Annotated in this window: 21 protein-coding genes; 18 read left to right on the top strand and 3 right to left on the bottom strand. The window is 67.7% G+C overall.

From position 1 onward, the window contains the following. The first annotated feature begins 6 nt into the window (after nucleotides 1–6). The 3 genes from T333_RS19610 to T333_RS19600 all read left to right on the top strand — a co-directional run bounded on the left by T333_RS19610 (nucleotide 7) and on the right by T333_RS19600 (nucleotide 2,730). Nucleotides 7–669, top strand: a complete 663-nt coding sequence (locus T333_RS19610) for a TetR/AcrR family transcriptional regulator (protein ID WP_496425379.1) — start codon at nucleotides 7–9, stop codon at nucleotides 667–669. A gap of 94 nt (nucleotides 670–763) precedes the next feature. Further along, complete coding sequence (locus T333_RS19605; protein WP_355003160.1) at nucleotides 764–1,990, top strand: cytochrome P450; 1,227 nt, start codon at nucleotides 764–766, stop codon at nucleotides 1,988–1,990. 23 nt (nucleotides 1,991–2,013) lie between these two features. Beyond that, a complete protein-coding gene (locus tag T333_RS19600) occupies nucleotides 2,014–2,730 on the top strand; it encodes a TetR/AcrR family transcriptional regulator (protein ID WP_496425378.1) in 717 nt (238 codons plus the stop codon). Here the strand turns inward: T333_RS19600 and T333_RS19595 are convergent. Beyond that, nucleotides 2,708–3,529, bottom strand: coding sequence for an SDR family NAD(P)-dependent oxidoreductase (locus T333_RS19595; RefSeq protein WP_496425377.1), 822 nt, complete (start codon nucleotides 3,527–3,529; stop codon nucleotides 2,708–2,710). The two genes, T333_RS19600 and T333_RS19595, sit on opposite strands and share 23 nt — an antisense overlap. 117 nt (nucleotides 3,530–3,646) lie before the next feature. Between T333_RS19595 and T333_RS19590 the strand changes: the two genes are divergently transcribed. Continuing rightward, complete coding sequence (locus tag T333_RS19590) at nucleotides 3,647–4,246, top strand: TetR/AcrR family transcriptional regulator (protein WP_357255409.1); 600 nt, start codon at nucleotides 3,647–3,649, stop codon at nucleotides 4,244–4,246. A 3-nt stretch (nucleotides 4,247–4,249) separates the two neighbouring features. Here the strand turns inward: T333_RS19590 and T333_RS19585 are convergent, their stop codons facing one another. After that, nucleotides 4,250–4,888: a TetR/AcrR family transcriptional regulator gene (locus T333_RS19585; RefSeq protein WP_496425376.1), complete on the bottom strand. Its 639-nt coding sequence runs from the start codon at nucleotides 4,886–4,888 to the stop codon at nucleotides 4,250–4,252. Nucleotides 4,889–5,101: 213 nt separating this feature from the next. Here T333_RS19585 and T333_RS19580 point away from each other — a divergent pair, with 213 nt between their 5' ends. From T333_RS19580 to T333_RS19525, 12 genes are all read left to right on the top strand, one after another. Beyond that, the gene (locus T333_RS19580) at nucleotides 5,102–5,953 is read left to right on the top strand and encodes an alpha/beta fold hydrolase (protein ID WP_496425762.1); all 852 of its coding nucleotides are present in this window, start codon (nucleotides 5,102–5,104) and stop codon (nucleotides 5,951–5,953) included. Beyond that, complete coding sequence (locus tag T333_RS19575) at nucleotides 5,950–6,978, top strand: VOC family protein (protein ID WP_496425375.1); 1,029 nt, start codon at nucleotides 5,950–5,952, stop codon at nucleotides 6,976–6,978. The genes T333_RS19580 and T333_RS19575 overlap by 4 nt, the downstream gene beginning before the upstream one ends. After that, nucleotides 6,975–8,720 carry a bifunctional 3-(3-hydroxy-phenyl)propionate/3-hydroxycinnamic acid hydroxylase MhpA gene (mhpA, locus tag T333_RS19570; RefSeq protein WP_496425374.1) on the top strand — a complete coding sequence of 582 codons (1,746 nt, stop codon included), beginning with the start codon at nucleotides 6,975–6,977 and terminating at the stop codon, nucleotides 8,718–8,720. Before T333_RS19575 ends, mhpA begins: the two co-directional genes overlap by 4 nt. Beyond that, on the top strand, nucleotides 8,717–9,532 hold the full coding sequence (locus T333_RS19565) for a 2-keto-4-pentenoate hydratase (protein ID WP_496425373.1): 816 nt from the start codon (nucleotides 8,717–8,719) through the stop codon (nucleotides 9,530–9,532). Before mhpA ends, T333_RS19565 begins: the two co-directional genes overlap by 4 nt. Beyond that, entirely contained in the window at nucleotides 9,529–10,473 is a 945-nt protein-coding gene (locus T333_RS19560) for an acetaldehyde dehydrogenase (acetylating) (protein ID WP_496425372.1), read from the top strand. The genes T333_RS19565 and T333_RS19560 overlap by 4 nt, the downstream gene beginning before the upstream one ends. After that, nucleotides 10,470–11,477: a 4-hydroxy-2-oxovalerate aldolase gene (gene dmpG, locus T333_RS19555; RefSeq protein ID WP_496425371.1), complete on the top strand. Its 1,008-nt coding sequence runs from the start codon at nucleotides 10,470–10,472 to the stop codon at nucleotides 11,475–11,477. Before T333_RS19560 ends, dmpG begins: the two co-directional genes overlap by 4 nt. 82 nt (nucleotides 11,478–11,559) lie before the next feature. Further along, nucleotides 11,560–12,690, top strand: coding sequence for an amidohydrolase family protein (locus T333_RS19550; RefSeq protein ID WP_496425370.1), 1,131 nt, complete (start codon nucleotides 11,560–11,562; stop codon nucleotides 12,688–12,690). A 632-nt stretch (nucleotides 12,691–13,322) separates the two neighbouring features. Continuing rightward, the gene (locus T333_RS19545; RefSeq protein ID WP_496425369.1) at nucleotides 13,323–14,834 is read left to right on the top strand and encodes a pentapeptide repeat-containing protein; all 1,512 of its coding nucleotides are present in this window, start codon (nucleotides 13,323–13,325) and stop codon (nucleotides 14,832–14,834) included. 163 nt (nucleotides 14,835–14,997) lie between these two features. Next, nucleotides 14,998–16,074 carry an AcrVA2 family anti-CRISPR protein gene (locus T333_RS19540; protein ID WP_496425761.1) on the top strand — a complete coding sequence of 359 codons (1,077 nt, stop codon included), beginning with the start codon at nucleotides 14,998–15,000 and terminating at the stop codon, nucleotides 16,072–16,074. 83 nt (nucleotides 16,075–16,157) lie between these two features. Further along, nucleotides 16,158–16,394 carry a hypothetical protein gene (locus tag T333_RS19535; protein WP_496425368.1) on the top strand — a complete coding sequence of 79 codons (237 nt, stop codon included), beginning with the start codon at nucleotides 16,158–16,160 and terminating at the stop codon, nucleotides 16,392–16,394. Next, on the top strand, nucleotides 16,372–16,941 hold the full coding sequence (locus tag T333_RS19530; RefSeq protein WP_496425367.1) for an RNA polymerase sigma factor: 570 nt from the start codon (nucleotides 16,372–16,374) through the stop codon (nucleotides 16,939–16,941). Before T333_RS19535 ends, T333_RS19530 begins: the two co-directional genes overlap by 23 nt. Before the next feature lie 38 nt (nucleotides 16,942–16,979). Further along, a complete protein-coding gene (locus T333_RS19525; protein ID WP_496425366.1) occupies nucleotides 16,980–18,044 on the top strand; it encodes a hypothetical protein in 1,065 nt (354 codons plus the stop codon). 236 nt (nucleotides 18,045–18,280) lie between these two features. On the opposite strand, the gene T333_RS19520 is transcribed toward T333_RS19525, so the two are convergent. Then, nucleotides 18,281–18,859 (bottom strand): recombinase family protein, encoded by a 579-nt coding sequence (locus T333_RS19520; RefSeq protein WP_496425365.1) that lies wholly within the window; start codon nucleotides 18,857–18,859, stop codon nucleotides 18,281–18,283. 266 nt (nucleotides 18,860–19,125) lie between these two features. Here T333_RS19520 and T333_RS19515 point away from each other — a divergent pair, with 266 nt between their 5' ends. Together T333_RS19515 and T333_RS19510 are read left to right on the top strand one after the other, a co-directional pair. Next, a complete protein-coding gene (locus T333_RS19515; RefSeq protein ID WP_496425364.1) occupies nucleotides 19,126–19,470 on the top strand; it encodes a trypco2 family protein in 345 nt (114 codons plus the stop codon). A 48-nt stretch (nucleotides 19,471–19,518) separates the two neighbouring features. Then, on the top strand, nucleotides 19,519–21,731 hold a 2,213-nt coding region (locus T333_RS19510; RefSeq protein WP_496425363.1), incomplete at its 3' end, for a P-loop NTPase.

The following is a 21,731-nucleotide window of genomic DNA, read 5'->3' as shown; positions in this document are numbered from 1 at the left end:
CAGCAGGTGACCAGCGCAGCGGACCGTGCCGAGCTTCGAATCAGCGAAGAAGAACTAGCCATGCCGACCGACCGGCGCCTGATTCTCGCGGCCGAGCGACTGTTCGCCGAACGCGGTATCGACGCGGTGTCGCTGCGCGCCGTGATGTCGGCCGCGGGCGCGAATGTCGCCGCGGTGCACTACCACTTCGGGTCCAAGGAAGCCTTGATCGAGGCGCTGATCCGGCAGCGCAGCGACGCGGTCGCGACCCGGCGGGCCGCCCTGCTCGACGAGGTGGAGCAGTCGGGCGTCGTCGGCGCCCGCGGCTTGGCGGAGGCGTTCGTGCTGCCGGTGTGGGAGATGGCGACCGGCGAGGGCGGCTCCTGGGTCAAGTTCATCGCGAGCGTTCTCGGCAGCGGCCATCCCGCGCTGTCGACCGTCGCCGAGGGATTCGCCGACCAAGCTCGCCGTTTCATGACCCTGCTGAGCCGCGCCTTCCCCGACCTCCCCCGCCACACCATCCGGTTCCGCTTGGCGCAGGCCATGACCCTGACCTTCCAGGTCCTCGGCGACGTCCATCAAACCCAAGATCTGCTCGCGATCTCCGGCGTCCAGCTCAGCCCCGAGCAGGTGATGAGCGAGCTCGTCGACGTCGTCACCGCCATCCTCGCCGGACCACCGTCGGACTGATCCGAAGATCAAGTGAACCCGATTTACTAAATGGTGTTCACAAATAGAGTGTGGTGTGGTTCACTCCTGTGGAACGTGTTCCAAAGGAGGTACCGTGTCCGCGCCATCCATCTCGCACGATTTCGATTTCACCGATCCCGACCTGCTCGCCAGCCGTCTGCCCGTCGAGGAGTGGGCCGAGCTGCGCCGGACCGCCCCGGTCTGGTGGGTCGACCAGCCCAACGGCGTCAGCGGCTTCGACGACGGCGGGTACTGGGTGGTCAGCAAGCTCGACCACATCAAGGAGATCTCCAAGAACTCCGAGGTGTTCTCCACCAACGCCAACACCGCGGTGATCCGCTTCAACGGCGACATCACCCGCGACGAGATCGACATCCAGCGCGCCATGCTGGTCAACACCGATCCGCCCATCCACGACAAGCTGCGGCGGATCATCTCCCGCGGCTTCACCCCGCGCGCCGTGCAGAGCCTGCGCGACGCGCTGCACGAACGCGCCGAGCGAATCGTCCACGAGGCCAAGAAGACCGGCGGCGGCGACTTCGTCCAGCAGGTGGCGTGCGAGCTGCCGTTGCAGGCCATCGCCGAGTTGCTCGGCGTGCCGCAGTCCGACCGCGGCAAGCTGTTCGACTGGTCGAATCAGATGATGGGCTACGACGATCCGGACTTCGACGGCAACCACAAGCTGGCCACCGCCGAGATCATGGGCTACTCGTGGAACCTCGCCGAGGAGCGCCGCAAGTGCCCGGCCGACGACATCGTCAGCCAGCTCGTCACCGCCGACCTCGACGGCGAGGCGCTCGGATCGGACGAATTCGCCTGGTTCGTCATCCTTTTGGCGGTCGCGGGCAACGAGACCACCCGCAACGCCACCACGCACGGTATGAAGGCGTTCATCGACTTCCCCGAGCAGTGGGAGCTGTACAAGGCGGAGCGGCCGCGCACCGCGCCCGACGAGATCGTCCGGTGGGCGACGCCGGTGATCGCCTTCCAGCGTACGGCCCTGCAGGACACCGAGATCGGCGGCCAGGCCATCAGCAAGGGCCAGCGCGTCGGACTGTTCTACGCCTCGGCCAACTTCGACGAGGAGCGCTTCGAGAAGCCCTTCGAATTCGATGTCACCCGTAATCCCAACCCGCACGTGGGTTTCGGCGGCACCGGCACGCACTTCTGCGTCGGCGCGAACCTGGCGCGGCTGCAACTCGACCTGATCTTCAACGCCATCGCGGATGTGATGCCGAACCTGCGTGAGGTCTCCGAGCCGGTCCGGCTACGCTCGGGCTGGTTGAACGGCATCAAGAGCTGGCAGGTCGCATACGAATGACACAACCCGCACGACGGGGCCGGATGCCCGCGATACACGACGCGGACATCCGGCGGGTGGCCAGGACGGTGCTGGCCGACCAGGGGCCCGAGGCGCTGACCCTGCGCGCCATCGCGCGCGATCTCGGCATCACCGCGCCCGCGCTGTATCGCCATTACGCCTCGCGCGAGGACTTGGTCGCCGCGCTGCGCCGCGACATCTGCGTGGACCTGGCGGACGAGCTCGCGGGGCAGGTCGCCGAGTTGCCCGACGACGGCGTCGTGCAACTGTTCGCCATCTGCAAGGGCTTTCGGCGCTGGGCCCTCGCCCACCCGCACGAGTTCACCCTCGTGTTCGCTTCGCCGAATGGCGAGAACCCCGGCGGGATAAGGCAATTCGATGAACCGTTCGGCCGCGTCTTCCTGGGCGCGGCGGGCCGGTTGCTCACCACCTACGACCTGGTGACCCCGCCGACCGACGCGATTCCCGACGCGTTGCGCGAGGATCTGATCGGTTTCCAGACCGAATTGCTCGCGATGCTCGCCGAATCGAGTCAGAAGTTCCCCGCCGAGAAGCTCGACTTGGGCGTGGCCTATCTGATGATGACGCTCTGGGCGCGGCTGTACGGACACGTCACCCTCGAGGTGTTCGGCAACTACCCGATGCCCGTCAGCGACCCCGACGCGCTGTTCGACGCCACCCTCGCCGACCTCGCGGGCAGTATCGGGCTCGCCGGGCTCACCCCGCGGCCTTCCGGCTGAGCTGTTCCCATTCCCGGTACAACTCGGCGCGGGCGCGGTCGAGTTCCAGAACCTGGTCATAGGACTGGCTGCCGACGATGAGTCGCCGGGGCGGATTCGGCAGGGCGGCCAGTTCCATGATCACCGGGGCCGCGTTGCTCGGGTCGGGTCCGGATTCGTCGCCCCACATCTCGGCGAGTTCGGCGCGCAACGTCTCGTAGTGCGGGAGGGGTTCGGTCGCCGTGGTCCCCGCGGTGAAGAGCCCGGTCGAGTAGCCGCCCATCTCCACGATGACGACCTGGATGCCGAATCGCTCGACCTCCATCGCCAGCGCCTCGCTGAGCGAGTCCAGCGCCACCTTGCCCGCGCCGTAGAAGCCGACGGACGCCATGCCGCCGCTGCTGCCCATCGAGGTGATCTGCAAGATCCGCCCGGATCCCTGCGCGCGCAGGTGCGGAAGCACAGCCTGAACCACCCACACCGCGCCGAAGAAGTTCACGTCGAGGTGCGCGCGGATCTGCTCCTCGGTGGCCTCCTCGACCATGCCGTACAGCAGCCCGCCCGCGTTGTTGACCACCACGTCGAGCCTGCCGAACGCCGCCACCGCACGCTCGACGCCGTCGAACACGGCTAGGCGATCGGAGACGTCCAGCACGAGCGGAGCCAAGTGGTCCGGATATTCGGCGACCAGATCATCGAGCGGCGCGATATTACGCGCGGCGGCCACCACGCGATCCCCCGCCGCGAGCGCCGCCTCGGTGAACGCCCGGCCGAGGCCACGCGAAGCGCCGGTGATGAACCACACTTTGGCGGTCGTCATGGAAAAGCCACCTCCTCTAGTCGAGACGATACGTCTCGGTTCGCTCAAAGTCTGCACGCTCGGGTCCCTTCTGTCAACACGAACCGTTCCGTCTCGTTGGCCTGCTAGTCTCGACGCATGTCGAATGCCCCCCAGCCGGACCGTTCCCGGCGCAGCGAACGCTCACGCCAGGCGATCCTCGCGGCGACCCGCGAGCTGATCTCCGAGGTCGGGTACGGGAAGGTCTCGATCGAGGCCATCGCGGCGCGGGCGGGCGTCGGCAAGCAGACGATCTACCGGTGGTGGCCGTCGAAGGGCGCCGTCATCTTCGACTCCTTCCTCGCGCTCAGCGAGGACGCGGACGGGCAGGGCTTGAATCTTCCCGACACCGGCGACCTGGAGGCAGATCTGAAGCTGGTCATGCGGGCAACAGTCGCCGAGTTCGCCGATCCGGACTTCGAGCGGCCGATCCGCGCCCTGAACACCGAGATCGCCAACGATCCCGAGCTCGCCGCCCAGTACCGCGAGAAGCTGGCGGGCCCGATGGACGACGCCAAGAAGGCCCGCCTGCGCAGCGCGCAGCAAGCCGGTCAGCTAGCCGCGGACGCCGACCTCGACCTGGTGCTGGAGGTGCTCTACGGCCCGCTGTTCCAGCGATGGCTGCACCGCTCGGGCCCGCTCACACCCGAATACGCCGACTCGCTCGTCGACCTCGCCCTGCGCGCCTTCCGGCCCTGACGGTCAGAGCTGCGGCAGCGGCGGCAGCTCGGTGGAGGTGAGTTTCTGCGCGGCGCGCTTGTTCATGCCGAACATGCGCAGAACTCGGAACGCCATCTCGTCCGACAGCGCGCCGGCGTCGGCGTCCGGCTCGATGTCGAGCAGTTGCAGCAGGCCGAGCATCGAACCACCCGCGGCCATCACGGCCAGGTCGGGGTCCATCGGTTCGAATCGGCCCGCCTCCTGGGCGGCGACGATGTCGCGGCGCGCGCGCGGCGCGAGACCCTCGCCCCGCAGCATGATCGACATGCCCGAGTTCAGCACGACCTTGACCATCTCGGGAATCTGCCGTTGCAACCGACCGGTCAGGCGGAAGCTGACCGCGAACACCTCGGCCGGGTCGTCGTAGAGCGCCACGATGGCGTCGCGCATCTCGCTGTAGACCTGCAGCGCCGAGGCCACCGCCTCGTCGAACAGCTGCTCCTTGGATTCGAAATGGTTGTAGAAGGAACCGAATCCGACGTCGGCGGCGTCGGTGATCTCCTGGATGCTGACGGCCGAACGCCCCTCCGAGAGGAACTTGCGCGCCGCGCCGAGCAGTGCGTTGCGGGTGCGCTCACGTCGCCGATCGACGCGGTTGCGCACTACGGGTTCGGTGGTCATCGGCCCTCTCCCACTCGGAATCGTCCCGAGAATCGTAACTGAGGAAACGATCAGAGACGATTCTCGGCGCGGCGCGCAGCCGTGCGCGCGACGTCGATCCATCCTGTTGATCCGACCATCTTTTCTGATGTTCTCATCATTTACTCTTGACAAAGAGTTTCCTCGCAACTGATGATTTCATCATCTGAACTGTGGAGGTGGCTTGTGACAAGCATCGACAAGGGGGTCGACGCCGGGCGAACGGTTCGGGTCGGCGACCGCGACATCTTCTTCGCCGAGTTCGGCGCGGGCCCGGCCGTGGTGCTGTTGCACGGCGGGGGTCCCGGCGCATCCGGGCACTCGAACTACTCGCGCAACATCGAGGCGCTGGCGCGGCGTTTCCGGGTCATCGTCCCGGACATGCCCGGCTACGGCCGCTCGACCAAGCGGATCGATCAGTCCGACCCGTTCGGCGATCTCGCCGCTTCGGTCGGCGGGCTGCTCGACGCGCTGGACCTGCCGAACGCGCACCTGGTCGGCAACTCCTACGGCGGCGCCGCGGCGCTGCGGTTAACGATGGACCGCCCCGAGAAGGTCGGCAGGCTGATCCTGATGGGTCCGGGCGGCGTCGGCACCACCCGTGCGCTGCCGACGAAAGGCTTGCAGTCCCTGCTCGCGTACTACGGCGGCGACGGCCCGAGCCGTGAGAAACTCGCCACGTTCGTGCGCGACCACCTGGTCTACGACGCGAGCGCGATCACCGAGGAGCTGATCGACGAGCGGTATCGGGCCAGCCTGGATCCCGACGTGGTCGTGAATCCGCCGCTGCGCAGGCCGTCTGGGCTGCGGACGGTGTGGCGGATGGACTTCACCCGTGACCCCCGGCTCGGCAAGGTGAACCATCGCACGCTGGTGATCTGGGGCGCCGAAGATGGGGTCAACCGGCCCGAGGGCGGCCGCATGCTGGCCGACCGCATGCCCAACTGCGACCTGTTCCTGGCCGCCAAGACCGGCCACTGGGTGCAGTGGGAGCGCGCGGACCTGTTCAACGCACTCGCGACCGCGTTTCTGGAGGCGAAGTCGTGAACGATTTCCTGCGCCCGAACACCGACGGTTCGGTGTTCGGAGCGGTACATCTGGGCTACGTCGCGGTGCAGTCCCAGCGGCTCACCGACTGGGATCGCTTCGGCGCCTTGGCGATCGGCATGCACGTCGACCGGCTCGACGCCGACGCCCTGCGTTTCCGGCTCGACGACCGGTCGTGCCGATTCCTGATCGAGCGCGGCCCGGCCGAGGACGTGACCGCCCTCGGCTGGCAGATCGACGATCACGAGACGTTCGACCGGATCATCGCCAGGGTCGCCGATCGTGGGGTTCCGATCGAGGAGGGCACAGCCGACGAAGCCGCCCTGCGCGGCGTGGAGCGGCTCTGGCGTTTCCCCGGGCCCAAAGGTGTTGCCACCGAGATCTTCACGGCCGCGGTGACCACACCCGAACCGTTGCGAATGCTCAGCTCGGGCTGGGTCACCGGCGAGGCGGGCATGGGCCACGTCGCGATCGTGTCCAGGGAGCCGGAGTCGCTGCGCGGCTACTACCACACCGTATTCGATTCCCGCCTGTCGGATTACATCGACGAGAACGTCTCCGGGCTGATGATGAAGATCCGCTTCCTGCGGGTCAACGAGCGCCACCACTCGATCGCGATCGCCAACGTGCGCGGGGTGAAGATCGACCCGATCCGAACCCGGGTGCAGCACATCAACATTCAGTCCGCGACGTTGGACGACATGCTCGCGTCGTTCCAGCGCGTCACCGATCTCGGGTTCCGGATGGCGTGGTCGGTCGGCCAGCACACCAACGACCGTGAGCTGTCCTACTACTGCGTGACACCGTCCGGCTTCGAACTCGAGGTCGGCTGGAACCCGATCGTCATCACGCCGGAACGCGAGGCGACCTGGGAACCGAGCACCTATCAGGGCATCAGCATCTGGGGCCACACCACCGTCGGGCAGACGGTGCTGGACAAATTCGCCCAATTCCGCCGCGCCCTGGAAACCGTACGCACGCCGGAGATCACGGTGCCGGAACTGTCGGGAGGACTTTCTCGATGAGCGAATTCGACTACGACGTCGTGGTCGTCGGGCTCGGACCGACCGGGCTCACCCTGGCCAACCTGCTCGGCCGCCGCGGCGTGCGGGTGCTCGTGCTGGAGCGCGAACCGGAGTACTACGGTCTGGCCCGCGCCGTCTACACCGACGACGAAGGCATGCGGATCTTCCAAATAGCCGGTGCGGCAGACGAATTGGCCGCGGACATGAACATCGACTCCACCGTCCAGTGGGTCCGCGCCGACGGGTCGCTGCTCGCGCAGTTCAACCAGATCGAGCGTCCCCTCGGCTGGCCGGTGGTCAACTTCCTCTACCAGCCGTATCTGGAGAACTCCCTCGAGCGGGCGCTGGACAGCTACCCGCACGTCACCGTGCGGCGCGGCCGCGAGGTCGTCGGCTTCGATCAGGACGCCACGAGTGTCGGGGTCGAGCACGCCGCCTGCGCGGGCACCGGCTACGGCAAACGGGAACCCGAGACCGATCTCCGGACCTCCGAACGGGTGCGAGCACAGTTCCTGGTCGGCTGCGACGGCGGCCGCAGCGTGGTGCGCACCCAGCTGGGCATCGACATGACCGGCACCAGCTTCCCGGAGCGCTGGCTCGTGGTGGACCTGAAGGCCAAAGACGGCGTGGACGCGTTCCGGCACCTGCCGTACTTCAACTTCGTCTGCGAGCCCGAGCTGCCGATCGTGTCCTGTCCGCAGCCGGGCGGACATCACCGTTTCGAGTTCATGCTGCGCGAGTCTCAGACCAAGGAGGAGATGGAGGACCCCGACAACGTCCGCGCGCACATCTCCCGGTTCGTCGACCCGGACGAGGTCGAGGTGCTGCGCAAGCTCGTCTACACCTTCAACGCCGTCGTCGCGGACAGCTGGCGCGATGGGCGCATCCTGCTGGCGGGCGACGCCGCGCACATGACGCCCCAGTTCATCGGCCAGGGCATGAACTCCGGTGTGCGCGACGCCGACAACCTGTCCTGGAAGCTGACCGCGATCCTGCGCCACGGCGCCGACCCGGTGATCCTGGACAGCTACGAGTCCGAGCGCCGCCCGCACGCCAAGGCCATCATCACCATGTCGGTGTGGATGAAAGACCTTGTCTCGGTGAACAACCCGGTGGCTGCCCGAATCCGTGACGTCGCGCTGACCACCGCGCTGCGAGTGCCGGGGCTCGGCGGCTGGATCCGCGGGGCGAAGATGAAGCCGGAGCCCCGGTTCCGCCGTGACGCCTACCTGGGTCTGCCCCGGCGCGGGCTGCGCGGGGTCGAGGGCACCCTCGCTCCGCAACCGGAGGTGCGCACCTACGACGGCAGGCATCGCCGCCTCGACGACGTGCTCGGCCTCGGCTTCGCCGTGCTCGGCTACGGCGTCGACCCGCGCACGGCGTGCTCCGCCGAGGATCTGGCCGTACTGGACGGGCTCGGCAGTCACTTCGTCACGGTCTATCCCCTCGGCAGCCGCCCCCAGGGCAAGCCCGGCGACGGTCGGGGCGGCGGCGACGCGGCGGCCGACATCGAAGACCACACCGGCGCGCTGGTGCGCTGGTTCGGCAAGGCCGGAGTCCGCCGCGGCGGAGTGGTGGTGCTGCGTCCCGACCGGTTCGTGTTCGGCGTCGCGCCGCGCGGCGAAACCGCGCCGCTCGTTGCGGAATTGACGCGGCAGCTTCGCCTGCCCACCGGCCACGCGACGCTCCCCGAGCGCAGCACCGAGCACCTGATCACCCCCGACTACGAGGAGTCCCGATGACCTCGACCGTCACCGAGAGCCCGGCGGTCCTGGCCGCCGCGCAACGGCTCGCCGAGGCCGCGGACACCGGCGTGCCCGCCGCGCCCGTGCGCGACCTCATCGGCAGCGACGACGTCGCCGCCGCCTACGCCGTGCAGCGGCTCGGTGTCCGCGCGCGCGTCGAATCCGGCGCGCGGGTGGTCGGCCGCAAGATCGGCCTCACCTCGCCCGCCGTGCAGCAGCAGCTGGGCGTCGACCAGCCGGACTTCGGAGTCCTGTTCGCCGACATGGACATTCGCATCCCACTGGCCGACCGGCCGCGACTGCTGCAACCGAAGATCGAGGCGGAACTGGCCTTCGTGCTGTCCGCCGATCTCGACACCGAAGAGATCGACGCCCGCAGCGTGCGGCACGCGGTGGACTACGCCGTCGCGGCGCTGGAGATCGTCGACAGCCGAATCGCGGACTGGGACATCACTTTCGGCGATACCGTCGCCGACAACGCATCCAGCGGGTGGTTCGCGCTCGGGGAGCAGCGGCTGTCGCTGGCGGATTTCGAGCCGCGCGAAGTCAGCATGAGTATGCGGCTGGACGGCGAGATCGTCTCCACCGGAACCGGTTCCGCCTGCCTCGGCGATCCGCTCAACGCGCTGGCTTGGCTCGCGCGCACCGCCCGCGACCTCGGCGACCCGCTGCGTGCGGGCGAGATCGTGCTCTCCGGCGCGCTCGGCCCGATGGCGCCGCTGCGGCCCGGCGCGCGCGTGCACTCCGAAATCCGTTACGGCGTAGCGACGCTCGCAACCGTCGGCTTCAGCATGGAGGAAACCGCATGACCCGCACCAAGGTCGCTGTGATCGGCTCGGGCAATATCGGCACCGACTTGATGATCAAGGTGCTCCGCCTCTCGGACACCCTGGAAATGGCCGCGATGGTCGGCATCGATCCCGCTTCCGACGGCTTGGCGCGGGCGGCGCGGCTCGGGGTGCCCACCACCGCCGACGGCGTGCGGGGCCTCATCGCCATGCCCGATTTCGCCGAGATCGATATCGTGTTCGACGCCACCTCGGCCCGCGCGCACCTGGCCAATGCCGAAGCCCTTGCCCCGCACGGGAAGCGGCTCGTCGACCTGACACCGGCCGCGATCGGTCCGTTCGTGGTCCCCGCCGTCAACCTCGACGCGCATCTGGACGCGGACAACGTCAACATGGTCACCTGCGGCGGGCAGGCCACCATTCCGATCGTCGCGGCCATCTCGCGCGTCACGCCGGTTCCGTACGCCGAGATCGTCGCGTCGATCGCCTCGAAATCGGCGGGTCCCGGCACCCGCGCCAACATCGACGAGTTCACCGAGACCACCGGCGCGGCGATCACCGCCGTCGGCGGCGCCGAGCGGGGTCGTGCCCTCATCGTGCTCAACCCCGCCGAACCACCGCTGATCATGCGCGACACGGTGCTCGCGCTCATCGACGATCCGGCGCGGCACGCCGGGGACGCGGTGCGCGAATCCATCCGGGCCATGGTCGAATCCGTCGCGGCGTACGTCCCCGGCTATCGGCTCGAGCAGGACATCCAGATCACACCGGTGCCGCGGGACGCCCCGGTGCGCACGCTCGTCGGCGACCGGCTGGTGACGCATCAGGTGTCGGTGTTCCTGGAAGTTGAAGGCGCCGCGCACTATCTGCCGGCGTATGCCGGGAATCTCGACATCATGACCTCCGCGGCGCTGCGCGTCGCCGAACAGATCGCCCGAGGAGCCAGGGAGGCAGTGCGATGACCGAGGTTTTCCTCCAGGACGTCACTTTGCGGGACGGCATGCACGCGCTGCGCCACCGCATCACCCCGCAGATCGTCGCCGACATCGCCGCCGCTCTCGACGCGGCGGGCGTCGACGCGATCGAGGTCGCGCACGGCGACGGCCTGTCCGGCGGCAGCCTCACCTACGGACCGGGCAGCAACACCGACTGGGAGTGGCTCGCCGCGACGGCCGAAGTGCTGACCACCGCTCGGCTGACCACGCTGCTGCTGCCCGGCATCGGCACCATCGAGGACCTGCGGCGCGCCTACGAGCTCGGCGTGCGCTCGGTGCGGGTGGCGACCCACTGCACCGAGGCCGACATCGCCGCGCAGCACATCGGCTACGCCCGCGAGCTCGGCATGGACGTCTCCGGATTCCTGATGATGAGCCACATGAACAGCCCGGCGCGGCTGGCCGAGCAGGCGCGGCTGATGGAGTCCTACGGCGCGCACTGCGTGTATGTCACCGATTCCGGCGGGCGACTCACCATGAGCGGTGTGCGCCAACGGGTGCGGGCCTACCGCGCCGTGCTCGATCCGAGCACCGAGATCGGCATCCACGCGCACCAGAATCTGTCGCTGGCCGTCGCCAACAGCGTCATCGCCGTAGAGGAAGGCGTCACCCGGGTCGACGCCTCGCTGGCCGGACTCGGCGCGGGTGCGGGCAACACGCCGTTGGAGGCGTTCGTCGCGGTCGCCGACCTGACCGGATGGAAGCACGGCGCCGATCTCGACGCCCTCACCGATGCCGCCGACGATCTCGTCCGTCCACTCATGGACCGGCCCGTGCAGGTCGATAGGGAAACGCTGGCCCTCGGCTACGCCGGGGTGTACTCCAGCTTCCTGCGGCACGCCGAAACGGCGTCCGCCGCTTATGGAATCGACGTTCGCACCCTGCTCACCGAGGCGGGACGGCGCGGACTGGTCGGGGGGCAGGAAGACATGATCATCGATATCGCCCTCGATCTCACCGGCCGCGGCTAGCGGCCTGCTTCATCGCACCGTGGGCCTCGAGCGCCGCCATGACCGAGCGCCCGCCTGACCAATCCTCCAGAAAGCGAGTCTCATGACCGAGTCCACCCTGTCTCGTCGGCGCATGCTCGGTGGCGTCGCCGCGGGCACCCTTGGTGTCGCCGCGCTCGGGGCCGCGCCGGAATTCTCCGCCGCGCGTGCGCAAGCCGCACCCATCCGCAGGCAGCCCGCCCCGAGCGGCACCTACCGCATCGACCTGCACGCGCATTTCCTGCCGCCGGACTACCGCGCGGCGCTGCTCGCGCACGGCCACTTCACCATCGGCGGCTACCCGACGCCCACGTGGTCGCCGGAGGACGCGCTCGCCTTCATGGACTACTACGACATTCAGGCGCAAGCACTTTCGGTCTCCGATCCCGGTGTGTCGTTCCTGCACGGCAAGGAGGCCAACGATCTGGCCCGCTACTGCAACGATTACGCCGCCCAGTTGATCAAGACCCACCGCACCCGCTTCGGCGCGTTCGCGGTACTGCCGATGCCGGATATCGCCGCGTCCATCGAGGAGGCGATCTACGCGCTGGAGACCCTGCGCCTCGACGGTGTGGTGCTGCTCTCGGCCTATGACGGCGTCTACCTCGGCGACCCGCGCTACGAACCGCTGATGATCGCGTTGAACCAGCGCCGCGCGTTCGTCTTCGTGCATCCCGCTGCCATCCCTGCCGACGCGAAACCCGAACTCCCCCTTCCTGATTTCATGGAGGAGTTCACCTTCGACACCACGCGCGCCGCGACCATGATGATGGTCACCGGCATGACCCAGCGCTACCCGGACATCCGGTTCCAGCTCTCGCACGCGGGCGGCACCCTGCCGTTCCTGTCGCACCGCATCGGCGTGGCGTCGCAGACGGTACTCGGCGACCTGTGGCCGCAGGACTTGCCCAAGCCATCCGTCCTCGACATCCAGAACCAGATCTCGCGCTTCTACTACGACACCGCGCTGAGCGGCTACCCGGCCGCCATGGCCAGCGTGCTCGCCGTCACCAGCCGCGACCACATCGTCTTCGGCTCCGACTGGCCCTTCAGCGCCGCCACCCTCCCCCAAACCGGCGACCACGACCCCGCCCCCGCTCTCAGCGAAATCTTCGACGCCGACCAACGCATGGAAGTCGAACGCCACAATCCCCTCCGCCAACTTCCCCGCCTCGCCGAAGCGGTGAACACGTAACTCGGGAAGTGCTATTCGGGTTCATCCCACATTCCCATTCTTCGGTGTCGGCGGGCTTTCCACTGGGAAGCCACCACCGCCAGTGGCTTTCGGGCAGTCCGGTTGGAATGTCTTCTTCCGTCATAGGTTCGATATCCGGGGCAACCTCGCGCAGCGTCTGGTCGATCTCGCCAAGATCTTCCCCGTCGTCTTCGCTGAGCTGGTTTACCGGGTATTGGTCGCACAGCAACTGGAGCGCCGATCGCCGAAGGCTGGGTTCAAACCACCGCCGCTGCGAGCGCGGAACGTTTCCGTGAGGGTTTCGCCGATGTAGAGCGAGAGCGCGGACTGGCTCTCTTGGAGCAGTGCTGCCACTGCGCTTTCGAAATCGGCCAATTCTTGCGCGTAGGCGCGTCGTCACCACGGAGCCCCGCGTGCACGCCGACCAGCGCGGCCATCGTGTCCGCGAACCCTGCGGTCCGACGTATGGCATTCGCAACGCCGGAGGCCGAGTGCTCCAGGTAAGGAAACCGGCTGCCATCTCGACAGCCACGCGTCGGAAACGATCGATTCTTCGACAGTCGATATTGTGGCCGCACGGCGATCGGGTGAACTACTGGGTGGTAGGCACCCGTATCGCGCAGAATCGTGCGATGGCCGGGAGGGTGAGCGCGGTTCGCGCACAGGCACGTACGAGATCAACCGCTCTGCGCGCGCGACTGAGCAAGGATTCCCGCGCGGCGATCGGGCGCCGTGCGGGCCGGATCCGGTTGCTTCCCGCGGTCCTGCTCGCTCTCGCCGCCGGGCTCGGTGTGGCGTTCGTCGCCTATGGGTTCCTGCGGTGGATCACTCCGGTCGACGCGAGCAAGGCTGCCGCCGAGATCGACATCACCCGAGTCGCGTTGACCGTCGTCGCCGGAGTCAGTGGTGTCGTCGCCTTGGTGATCGCCTACCGCCGCCAACGCGATCTGGAGCAGTCCCGGTTCGTCGAACGGTTCGGCGCCGCGGCCGCCCAACTCGGCGCGACCGATGTCGCGGTCCGCATCGCCGGGGTCTACGCGATGGCCGGCGTCGCCGACGAATCCGAGGGACTGCGCCGCCAGCAGTGCATCGACGTGTTGTGCGGCTATCTGCGCCTGCCATACAGCCCCGAACTCGGTGCCAACCACCAGAGCAAACTGGTCGTCAAACAGCATCGAGCGACAGCCGACGGCACCCGCGCGGACGACCAGGAGCACCATCTCGAATACCGGCACAACGACCGGGAAGTCCGCGCCACCACCGTCCGTGTCATCGCCGACCACCTCCGCCCCTCAGCCGAGTACAGCTGGTCGACAAGCGACTTCGACTTCCGCACAGCACATCTCGAAGACGTCGACCTCAGCAATGTGACGTTCTCGGGTTCAGCCCGGTTCGGCAGGGCGACCTTCTCCGGCAACGCCGGGTTCGGCGGGGCGACCTTCTCCGGCAACGCCTGGTTCGACGAGGCGACCTTCTCCCGCGACGCCCGGTTCGGCGGGGCGACCTTCTCCCGCGACGCCCGGTTCGGCGGGGCGACCTTCTCCGGCGACGCCGGCTTCGACGGGGCGACCTTCTCCCGCACCGCCCGGTTCAGCGGGGCGACCTTCTCCGACAACGCCTGGTTCAGCGGGGCGACCTTCTCCCGCGACGCTGTGTTCGGCGAGGCGACCTTCTCCCGCGACGCCTGGTTCGATGAGGCGACCTTCTCCCGCGACGCCTGGTTCAACGCAGCGACCTTCTCCGGCACCGCCGGGTTCCGCGCGGCGACCTTCCCCGGCAACGCCGGGTTCAGCGGGGCGACCTTCTCCGGCAACGCCGGGTTCAGCGGGGCGACCTTCTCCGACAACGCCTGGTTCGACGGGGCGACCTTCTCCAGCGACACCGGGTTCAGCGGGGCGACCTTCTCCGGCAACGCCGGGTTCAGCGGGGCGACCTTCTCCGACAACGCCTGGTTCGACGGGGCGAGCTTCTTCGGCGGCGCTTCGTTCGTGAAGGTGAATTTCGGTACTGGGACCATCTCGTTCGTCAGCCCGAAGCAGTGGGGTCCTCCAGTACCGGTGTTCGACTGGGACCAAGATGTCAGCCAGAAGCCCGCCAATGTCGAGCCACAGGATTGGCCACCTGCTCCAGCGCCAGCCTCGTAACCGACACATCGAGAGTGTCGGAAATCGTTCGATTTACCGACGTCTGCCTCGTCGACCGAACGGTCCTGCTCGCGCCTACATCCGAGCTGTTGGAAAACGTGTCGAAGGTTCTGCAAGGTAACGGATCTCTGTCAGTGGGTGGTGCCACACTTCGGTGGTGGGGATGGAGAAGGCGTTGTCGGCCAAGCAGGCCGTGCAGGTGGCCGAGCAGTACGTCAAGGACACCATCGAGGTGCTCAACGTCGGCCGGAGCAATCCCGAGTTCGCGGTCGCCCTCGACGAGCTGCGCGCGACGATGACCGCCGACGGGCCGGAGGCTTTCGCGCGGGGGAGGCTTTTGCTCACCCGGTTGGAAGCGGTTCGTGGCGCCCAGTTCGCCAACCTGTGCGCCCTCAGCGTGATGACCGCTGAAGCGGCCAGGCTGTGGCGGCGGCATCGAGTGGTGTATCGCGTGCATCCCGGGCTCGCCGACAGCCTCCTCGAGACCGATACCCGCGCCGCGGTGCCCTGCGAGGTCTTCGCCCGGTTGCCTCATCCGGATCCGTTCGTAGTCTTCCCGACCCCGATCCCCGCCCCCGTGGCGGCCGGCAGTCCGGTGGCGGTGGTCGGTCAGCCGATGTTCGTCGGCATGCTGATCACCGGTATGACCAAGCATGAGGCGGTCTGCTCGACCGCCGACCCGAACGTCGAGCAGCTGGTCGTAGCGCTGGCCAGCAGGATCCACTACGAGGGCGGGCATCCCAGCCACGACGAGTCCACCGTGCTGGTGCCGGTGTCGGGCACCTACAGCGTCGACGCGTTGATCGAGCGCGCCACCGAGTACGGCAGTTTCGGCACGCTGGTTGCTGCCGACCAGCGGCGCGTGCACAATCTCGCGTTGAGCCTGCTGCTGTATCTGTGCAGCGACCGCCGCGACGCCCGCGACTACGAGCCCGATTCGGGGCGCCGAGGGCGGAAGGGACGCCGTCGCAAGGAATCTCGAACGGTCATCGATCTCGGTTTCGATATCGGCCCCGCCTTGCACGCGGCCCGCCAACCCGCCAGCGACGGCGGCGACGAACATAGTGCGCACGGCGGCGGGGACCGGGTTCGTGCACACCTGCGCCGGGCGCACTGGCACACCTACTGGACCGGCCCGCGTGAGGCCCAGACGCCCGAGGTCCGGTGGCTTCATCCGATCCTGGTACACCGGCGCGACTACCAGTCGCGCCCGACCGTGGTCGACGTCGCCGAGTCCTGAATTTCGGACGCGCGGTGCACGTTCGGGCCCGCGGACGCCTCTACCTTTGTGACACCCCAGTGCGAGGAGAGGAACGAAGTCGGATGAGTGTGGAGCTCGCCTGTCTGATCGTGGGAGGAAATGTTCTGGCGCTCATTGCTGTATGGCTACGGCTACGGTGGAAGGCCACCGAGCTGCGCGGCCATCGGCGCCAGATGGTCGAGCTCGTCAAGGTGCTGCCGGTGAACAGCAGTGTGGACACCCAGCATGGCCCGGCAGGCCTGCGCACCAGATTGACCGTGGGCCGGACTATGGAGCATGGCGATGATGGACGAGCCTGATCAGATCGGCGGCGCCGACGTGCGACTGCCGCCCACGATCCCCTCGGCACGGGCAACCCCGGATGCCCAGCAGCGCGAGGCGTTTCGGGCCTTCTACCGTGACTTCACCCCGAAGCTCGTCGGGTTTCTTGTCCTGCATGGCGCGCGGACGGTCGACGCGGCCGACATCGTGCAGGAGACGATGATTCTGGCATGGCGGAACTGGACGACCACCGAGTATCCCAAGACTTGGGCGCGGACTGTAGCCAGCCGAGAGTTCGTTCGCCGGATTGCCAGCATCACCGAGGACCTGATCGCCGAGCCGGAACGGTCGGCCCTTCTCGGATCATCGCATGAGGTCGACGACTGGGTAGAACAGGACGACCTCGTTGCCGCGATGGCCGCCCTTCCACCGCGGCAACGGCAAGTGATGGCTTGGACCCTGGAGGGATACAAACCCGGTGAGATCGCCCAACAGCTGTCCCTGCCCCCGGCAACCGTCCGCTCCAACCTGCGAAAGGCTCGAAAGAACATCGCGACTCATCGAGACAGGAGCGCGGGGCAATGACCAAATCCCTACACGGACGCGGTTCGCGGGACCGGTGGATGGCCGAACAGCATCAGAACTTCGTCGCCGGTCTGGCCGAGCGGCTCGACATCGAGGCCGGCCTGCGCGAGGTGCTTCTCGATGAACAGCACACCGATTTCGTCGAGAAGGTGCGCGGCGAAATCGACATCGAGGCGGGTCTGACAGCCATTCTGCCCGCGGAACTCCCCACTGATCTGATGTACCCGGATCCGGAAGACGAAGACGAGGACGCTGGTTCGTTGCAGTGGGCTTCCGATGCACTCGCGCTCATGCCGCTGTCGACACGGCTGGTGTTGCGCGCCCAGTACGCGGCGAAGCTGGGTGCGGCCGCGCGCTTCGCACTCACAGTCGGCCAGAACGACCTTCTCGACGAGGGCCATCTCCGCGAAGTCCGGGAATACCTCGAGCCGATCTTCAACCGGCAAAACGTGGACTTCGACTGGATTTCTAGCCGTAGATTCGCGCAAATGTACGTCCAGGCGCTCCTCGCACCCATCCAGGAGCAGATCCATAAGCACGGCAAAGCCCCAGGCGGACGTGAGGCACAAGATGAAGCCGTCGACAGCTATCTCGCAGAGGTGAAACGGATCTTCCAACAAGCTGAGGAGTCCGACCGCTCAGCTCTATTCGATGGACTCGTGGAAGTGGTGGAAAAGAGTTGGCCGATTGAGCCGAGCTGCACCGTTGAGACTACGGGGCCCAACCAGTGGGCTTCCGTGGCCTGGAAGTTCCTGCTGCGGATACTCGATCATGCTGACGAGGCTGTGACGATGGCGCGCTACGCGGGGCGTGACTTCGAAACCCTGTCTCGGTCTATGGTGCATGGGAAGGTAAGCATCGCATTGGCCGAGCTCATGAGTCATCTCGGGTATCTCGAGCAGATGCTCAACGATTTCACCCGCGCCGACCTGCGAGATGTCGACCTCGCCGGGGTGCCGCTGGACGGGGTGCGATGGTCTGAGGTGACAACACGCTGGCCGGATCGCTGGATCGAGCAGATCGAACGAGACTCCGTACCGATCGGCGACGGAGTGTTCGAAATTCACTACGGCACCACAACCCATACCGACATGCGGGTATAGGCATCGGCCTCGATGGCCGCCAGAGCGAGATGTAGTTGGACGGCGCGCCGACGGACCTTCTCGAGGCGACAAAAATCCCGTCCGGCAGGGCGTCGGGGATGTGTTGCCTGATAACCACGGTTATCGGGGCAACGTCGCCTGGGGACGGCCGGGCGATCTGGCCGGACGCCGTGCGACGCGCACGGTTCGTTTCCTGGTTATCGGACAACTTCGGCGATAGGCCGCCGCCGTCCTGGTTACTCCGCCGCGGGCGCCGTTCCTAGCTGGGCGGCTTTCACTTCGCCGTGCACGACGGCGAGGCTGACGCAACCGCGTGAGATCTCGCGCCGGGACTGCCCTTCGGCGTGGCGTGCCAGGATCGCGCGGCGTTTGTCGGCGTCGACCACGCGTGGGCGTCCGCCCTTGCGGCCGCGGCGGGCCGCGGCTTGCAGGCCGTTGCGGGTTTTGCGGGCGATGTCGCGGCGGCGGTCTTCGGCCAGGGCGAGCGCCAGGTCCAGGATCAGGCTGCGTTCGGTGTGCTCGCCGGCGGCGATGCCGTGCAGGATCTTCACCGAGATACCTTGCTGGAACAGGTCGTTGAGCACGGTCAGGCCCTCGAGCAGGTTGCGACCGAGGCGGTCAGCTTCCTGGACGGTGAGCATGTCGCCGGGGCGCATGTAGTCGAGCGCGGCCTGCAGGCCCGGCCGGTCGGCGACCTTGAGCTTGCCGCTGATCTTCTCCTCGAACACCTTCACGCAGATCGGATCGAGGTCGTCGTGCTGGCGCAGAGTCTCTTGCTTGCTCGTGCTGACGCGAACGAGACCGACCAATGCCATCCACACCCCTCCGAGCGTTCGGTAAACGTGTTCGACAACCGGGTGCGGCTCTACCGGAAAACGAACGGGTTTCCGAACATTCGCGCTTGCGGGGACGTCGCGTCCGGCGCCGGTCCGGCGGGTGTTCGGTAGATGAACGATTCCCGAACGTGGTGAGGCGATGGCGCCGATGGGGTTGGCCCGTCCAAACAAGCGTTGGTGCACGGTTTTTCGTGTTTTGTGGTGGTGGGTGCAGGATGGGCGGGAATGTAGCGGTGGTGCTACCGATGGCGATAGGGGTGGTCATGGAGATCGAGTTGGCGGACGCGGTCGCGGCGTTGCGTGATGAGTTGCTCGCGGCATCGGCGAAGGGGGTCGGGGCGGGGTTGAATTTCGAGGTCGGGCCGATCGAGTTGTCGTTCGAGGTCGAGTTGCGCCGGGACGCGAAAGCCAAGGCGGGGTTCAAGGCGTGGGTGGTGACCGGGGATGCGGAAGCCGGGGCCGGGCACACCCGCAAACACCGCGTCACCCTCACCCTGACCCCGAAGAGCCCGGGTGGCGGGGGTGTGTTGGTCGGCAGTGACCGGCAACAGCGGGTGCCGGGCGCCGACGACGAGCGCTACGAGCCGTAGCCACGAGGATCGGGTCGGCGGGCCCGGCGTATAGGAGGGGTTGCGCGGGTGCGGTGGGAGCAGTTGGTCGGTGTGACCGGCGCGGGCGCGGGTTCGGGGTATCTGATCGCGCCTGGCCTGGTGTTGACCTCGGCGCATGTGGTCGGTGAGCACACCACCGAGGTGACGGTGATTCGACCGGGTCGTCCCGGCGTGTACACCGCGTCGGTGGCCTGGTGCGGGCGTGGGGACGGCACGAGCGATGCCGCGCTGGTGCAGATCGAGGACCCCGAGTGGGAGCCGCCGCGGATGCGGCCGGTGATCTGGGGTCGTATCGTCACCTACCAGCCCGGGATCGCGTGTCGCACCTGGGGTTTACCGGATTTCGCCCAGCAGGTGGGCAAGGCCGCCGACACCGAGCAGCCGACCGGCACTCTCAATCCCGGCGACGGCTACGGCCATCGGCACATCCTGCATCTGATCGAACATCCACCCACCGCGTTGGGAGAGTCGCCGTGGAAGGGGATCTCCGGGGCGGCGGTCTATTGCGGGTCTGTGTTGACCGGGGTGGTGGCCACCGACCCCGATCACCGCGGCTACGCCGCGCTCGGTGTGGTGCCCGCCTATGTCCTGTTGGCCCAGACGGGATTCCGGGAGGTGGTCCAACGCCACTGCGGCACCGCGGGGTTGGAGTGGGCGCCGGTGGAGTTGCAGGGCCTGGCCGATCACCAGTCCCCGACCCGTGTGGCGACGGTGGCGGGCACGCCGGCGACGTTGCTGACCGCGCGTCGCGCGGTGGTCGAGTTCCGTGGCCGCGCCGAGGTGCTCGCCGACCTGCGCGCCTGGGCGTCCGGGCCCGGGGTGGATATGTGGCTGGTGCACGGTCCGGGCGGGCAGGGCAAGACCCGCCTGGCTCACCACCTCGGTACCGAACTCGCCGCGAGTAAGGAACGCTGGTCGGTGCTGTGGCTCGATCCCGCCATCGACTCCGCCGAGAGACTGCGGGTGCTCGGGCAGGTCGTGACCCCGTTGCTGGTGGTGATCGATTACGCCGAAGCGCGGGTGCCGCAGGTGGGGGTGCTGTTGACCGAACTGGCCGCCCACGTCGGGGACAAGCCGGTGAAGGTACTGCTGCTGGCCCGCACCGTCGGGGAATGGTGGGCCCAACTGGGCGCGACCAGCGACGTGGTCGGTGACCTCACCGCCCGCACCCGCCACACCCTCCTGCTCCCGCTCGACGACGGCCCCGAATCCCGGCGTGCCACCTACGGCGACACCGTGCGCGCGTTCGCGGCCGAGCTTCCTCGACTCGCCGATCTGGAAGGGGTCCTGTGGGCCCAAGCCGCCACCAGAGTGTTGGCCGGACCGTATCGGGATCTCGGGAACGACACGACAGTGCTGGGGGTGCAGATGGGTGCCCTGGCAGACCTGCTCGACACCGGCCACCCCACCACAACGCCTGTGGCGGGTCAGCAGAGTCTGGAAGACCGGATCCTCGATCACGAACACCGCTACTGGAGCGCCACCGCCACCCGCCACCATCTCGACAGCCTCGGCATCGCCACGCTCAAGGACGTCCTGGCGGCCACGATCGTGCTCGGCGCCACCACCAGCGAAGAACTCGGGCGGGTGCTGGCGCGGATACCGGATCTCATCGACCAGCCACGCCTGATCCACACCAGGATCCGGGACTGGCTGATGAGCCTCTACCCCGGACAGGCCATCGGCTCCTACGCCGGGCTGGGACCCGACCGGCTCGCCGAACAACTCGTGGGCAGGTTGATGCTGCACCCGACCCGCGACTGCGTCATCGAAACCCTCGCCGCCACCACCGACAACCAAGGCGAAGCCGAGCAACTGCTGACCGTGTGCGCCCGCGCCGCCGCACACCCCACCCTCACCGCCACCGCGGACACACTCACCACCTGGTGCGTGCGACACCCCACCCTGCACCTGGCCGCGGTCCGAGTCGCCACACGCGTCGAAAACCCCACCCCCCTGATCACCGCACTCGACCAGATCGCCTCCACCCCCACCACCCCACCCGACACTCTCGCCGCCCTCCACGACGCCATCCCAGACCAGACCCGCGTACTCGCCACCACCGCCGCAACCCTCACCCACGCCCTCACCGAGCACTACCGCCACACCAACAACCAACCCGCCCTCGCAACCAGCTTGAACAACGTCTCGGTCCGGTTGGGGGCGTTGGGTCGCCGCGAGGAAGGCCTCACCGCGGCCGAGGAGGCCGTGCAGCTCTACCGGGTGCTGGCCGAACGCCA

It is taken from the genome of Nocardia sp. CNS-044, from assembly GCF_059570515.1.
This window is presented reverse-complemented; position numbering and strand designations above follow the sequence as displayed.

Bases quoted from the DNA above. Each gene is read 5' to 3' on its own strand.
- T333_RS19525 (WP_496425366.1), top strand. From the start codon at position 16,980: ATGGCCGAACAGCATCAGAACTTCGTCGCCGGTCTGGCCGAGCGGCTC.
- T333_RS19585 (WP_496425376.1), bottom strand. From the start codon at position 4,888: ATGACCACCGAACCCGTAGTGCGCAACCGCGTCGATCGGCGACGTGAG.
- T333_RS19550 (WP_496425370.1), top strand. From the start codon at position 11,560: ATGACCGAGTCCACCCTGTCTCGTCGGCGCATGCTCGGTGGCGTCGCC.
- T333_RS19560 (WP_496425372.1), top strand. From the start codon at position 9,529: ATGACCCGCACCAAGGTCGCTGTGATCGGCTCGGGCAATATCGGCACC.
- mhpA (WP_496425374.1), top strand. From the start codon at position 6,975: ATGAGCGAATTCGACTACGACGTCGTGGTCGTCGGGCTCGGACCGACC.
- T333_RS19590 (WP_357255409.1), top strand. From the start codon at position 3,647: ATGTCGAATGCCCCCCAGCCGGACCGTTCCCGGCGCAGCGAACGCTCA.
- T333_RS19600 (WP_496425378.1), top strand. From the start codon at position 2,014: ATGCCCGCGATACACGACGCGGACATCCGGCGGGTGGCCAGGACGGTG.
- T333_RS19545 (WP_496425369.1), top strand. From the start codon at position 13,323: ATGGCCGGGAGGGTGAGCGCGGTTCGCGCACAGGCACGTACGAGATCA.
- T333_RS19565 (WP_496425373.1), top strand. From the start codon at position 8,717: ATGACCTCGACCGTCACCGAGAGCCCGGCGGTCCTGGCCGCCGCGCAA.
- T333_RS19595 (WP_496425377.1), bottom strand. From the start codon at position 3,529: ATGACGACCGCCAAAGTGTGGTTCATCACCGGCGCTTCGCGTGGCCTC.
- T333_RS19520 (WP_496425365.1), bottom strand. From the start codon at position 18,859: ATGGCATTGGTCGGTCTCGTTCGCGTCAGCACGAGCAAGCAAGAGACT.
- T333_RS19515 (WP_496425364.1), top strand. From the start codon at position 19,126: ATGGCGATAGGGGTGGTCATGGAGATCGAGTTGGCGGACGCGGTCGCG.
- dmpG (WP_496425371.1), top strand. From the start codon at position 10,470: ATGACCGAGGTTTTCCTCCAGGACGTCACTTTGCGGGACGGCATGCAC.
- T333_RS19535 (WP_496425368.1), top strand. From the start codon at position 16,158: ATGAGTGTGGAGCTCGCCTGTCTGATCGTGGGAGGAAATGTTCTGGCG.
- T333_RS19540 (WP_496425761.1), top strand. From the start codon at position 14,998: ATGGAGAAGGCGTTGTCGGCCAAGCAGGCCGTGCAGGTGGCCGAGCAG.
- T333_RS19530 (WP_496425367.1), top strand. From the start codon at position 16,372: ATGGCGATGATGGACGAGCCTGATCAGATCGGCGGCGCCGACGTGCGA.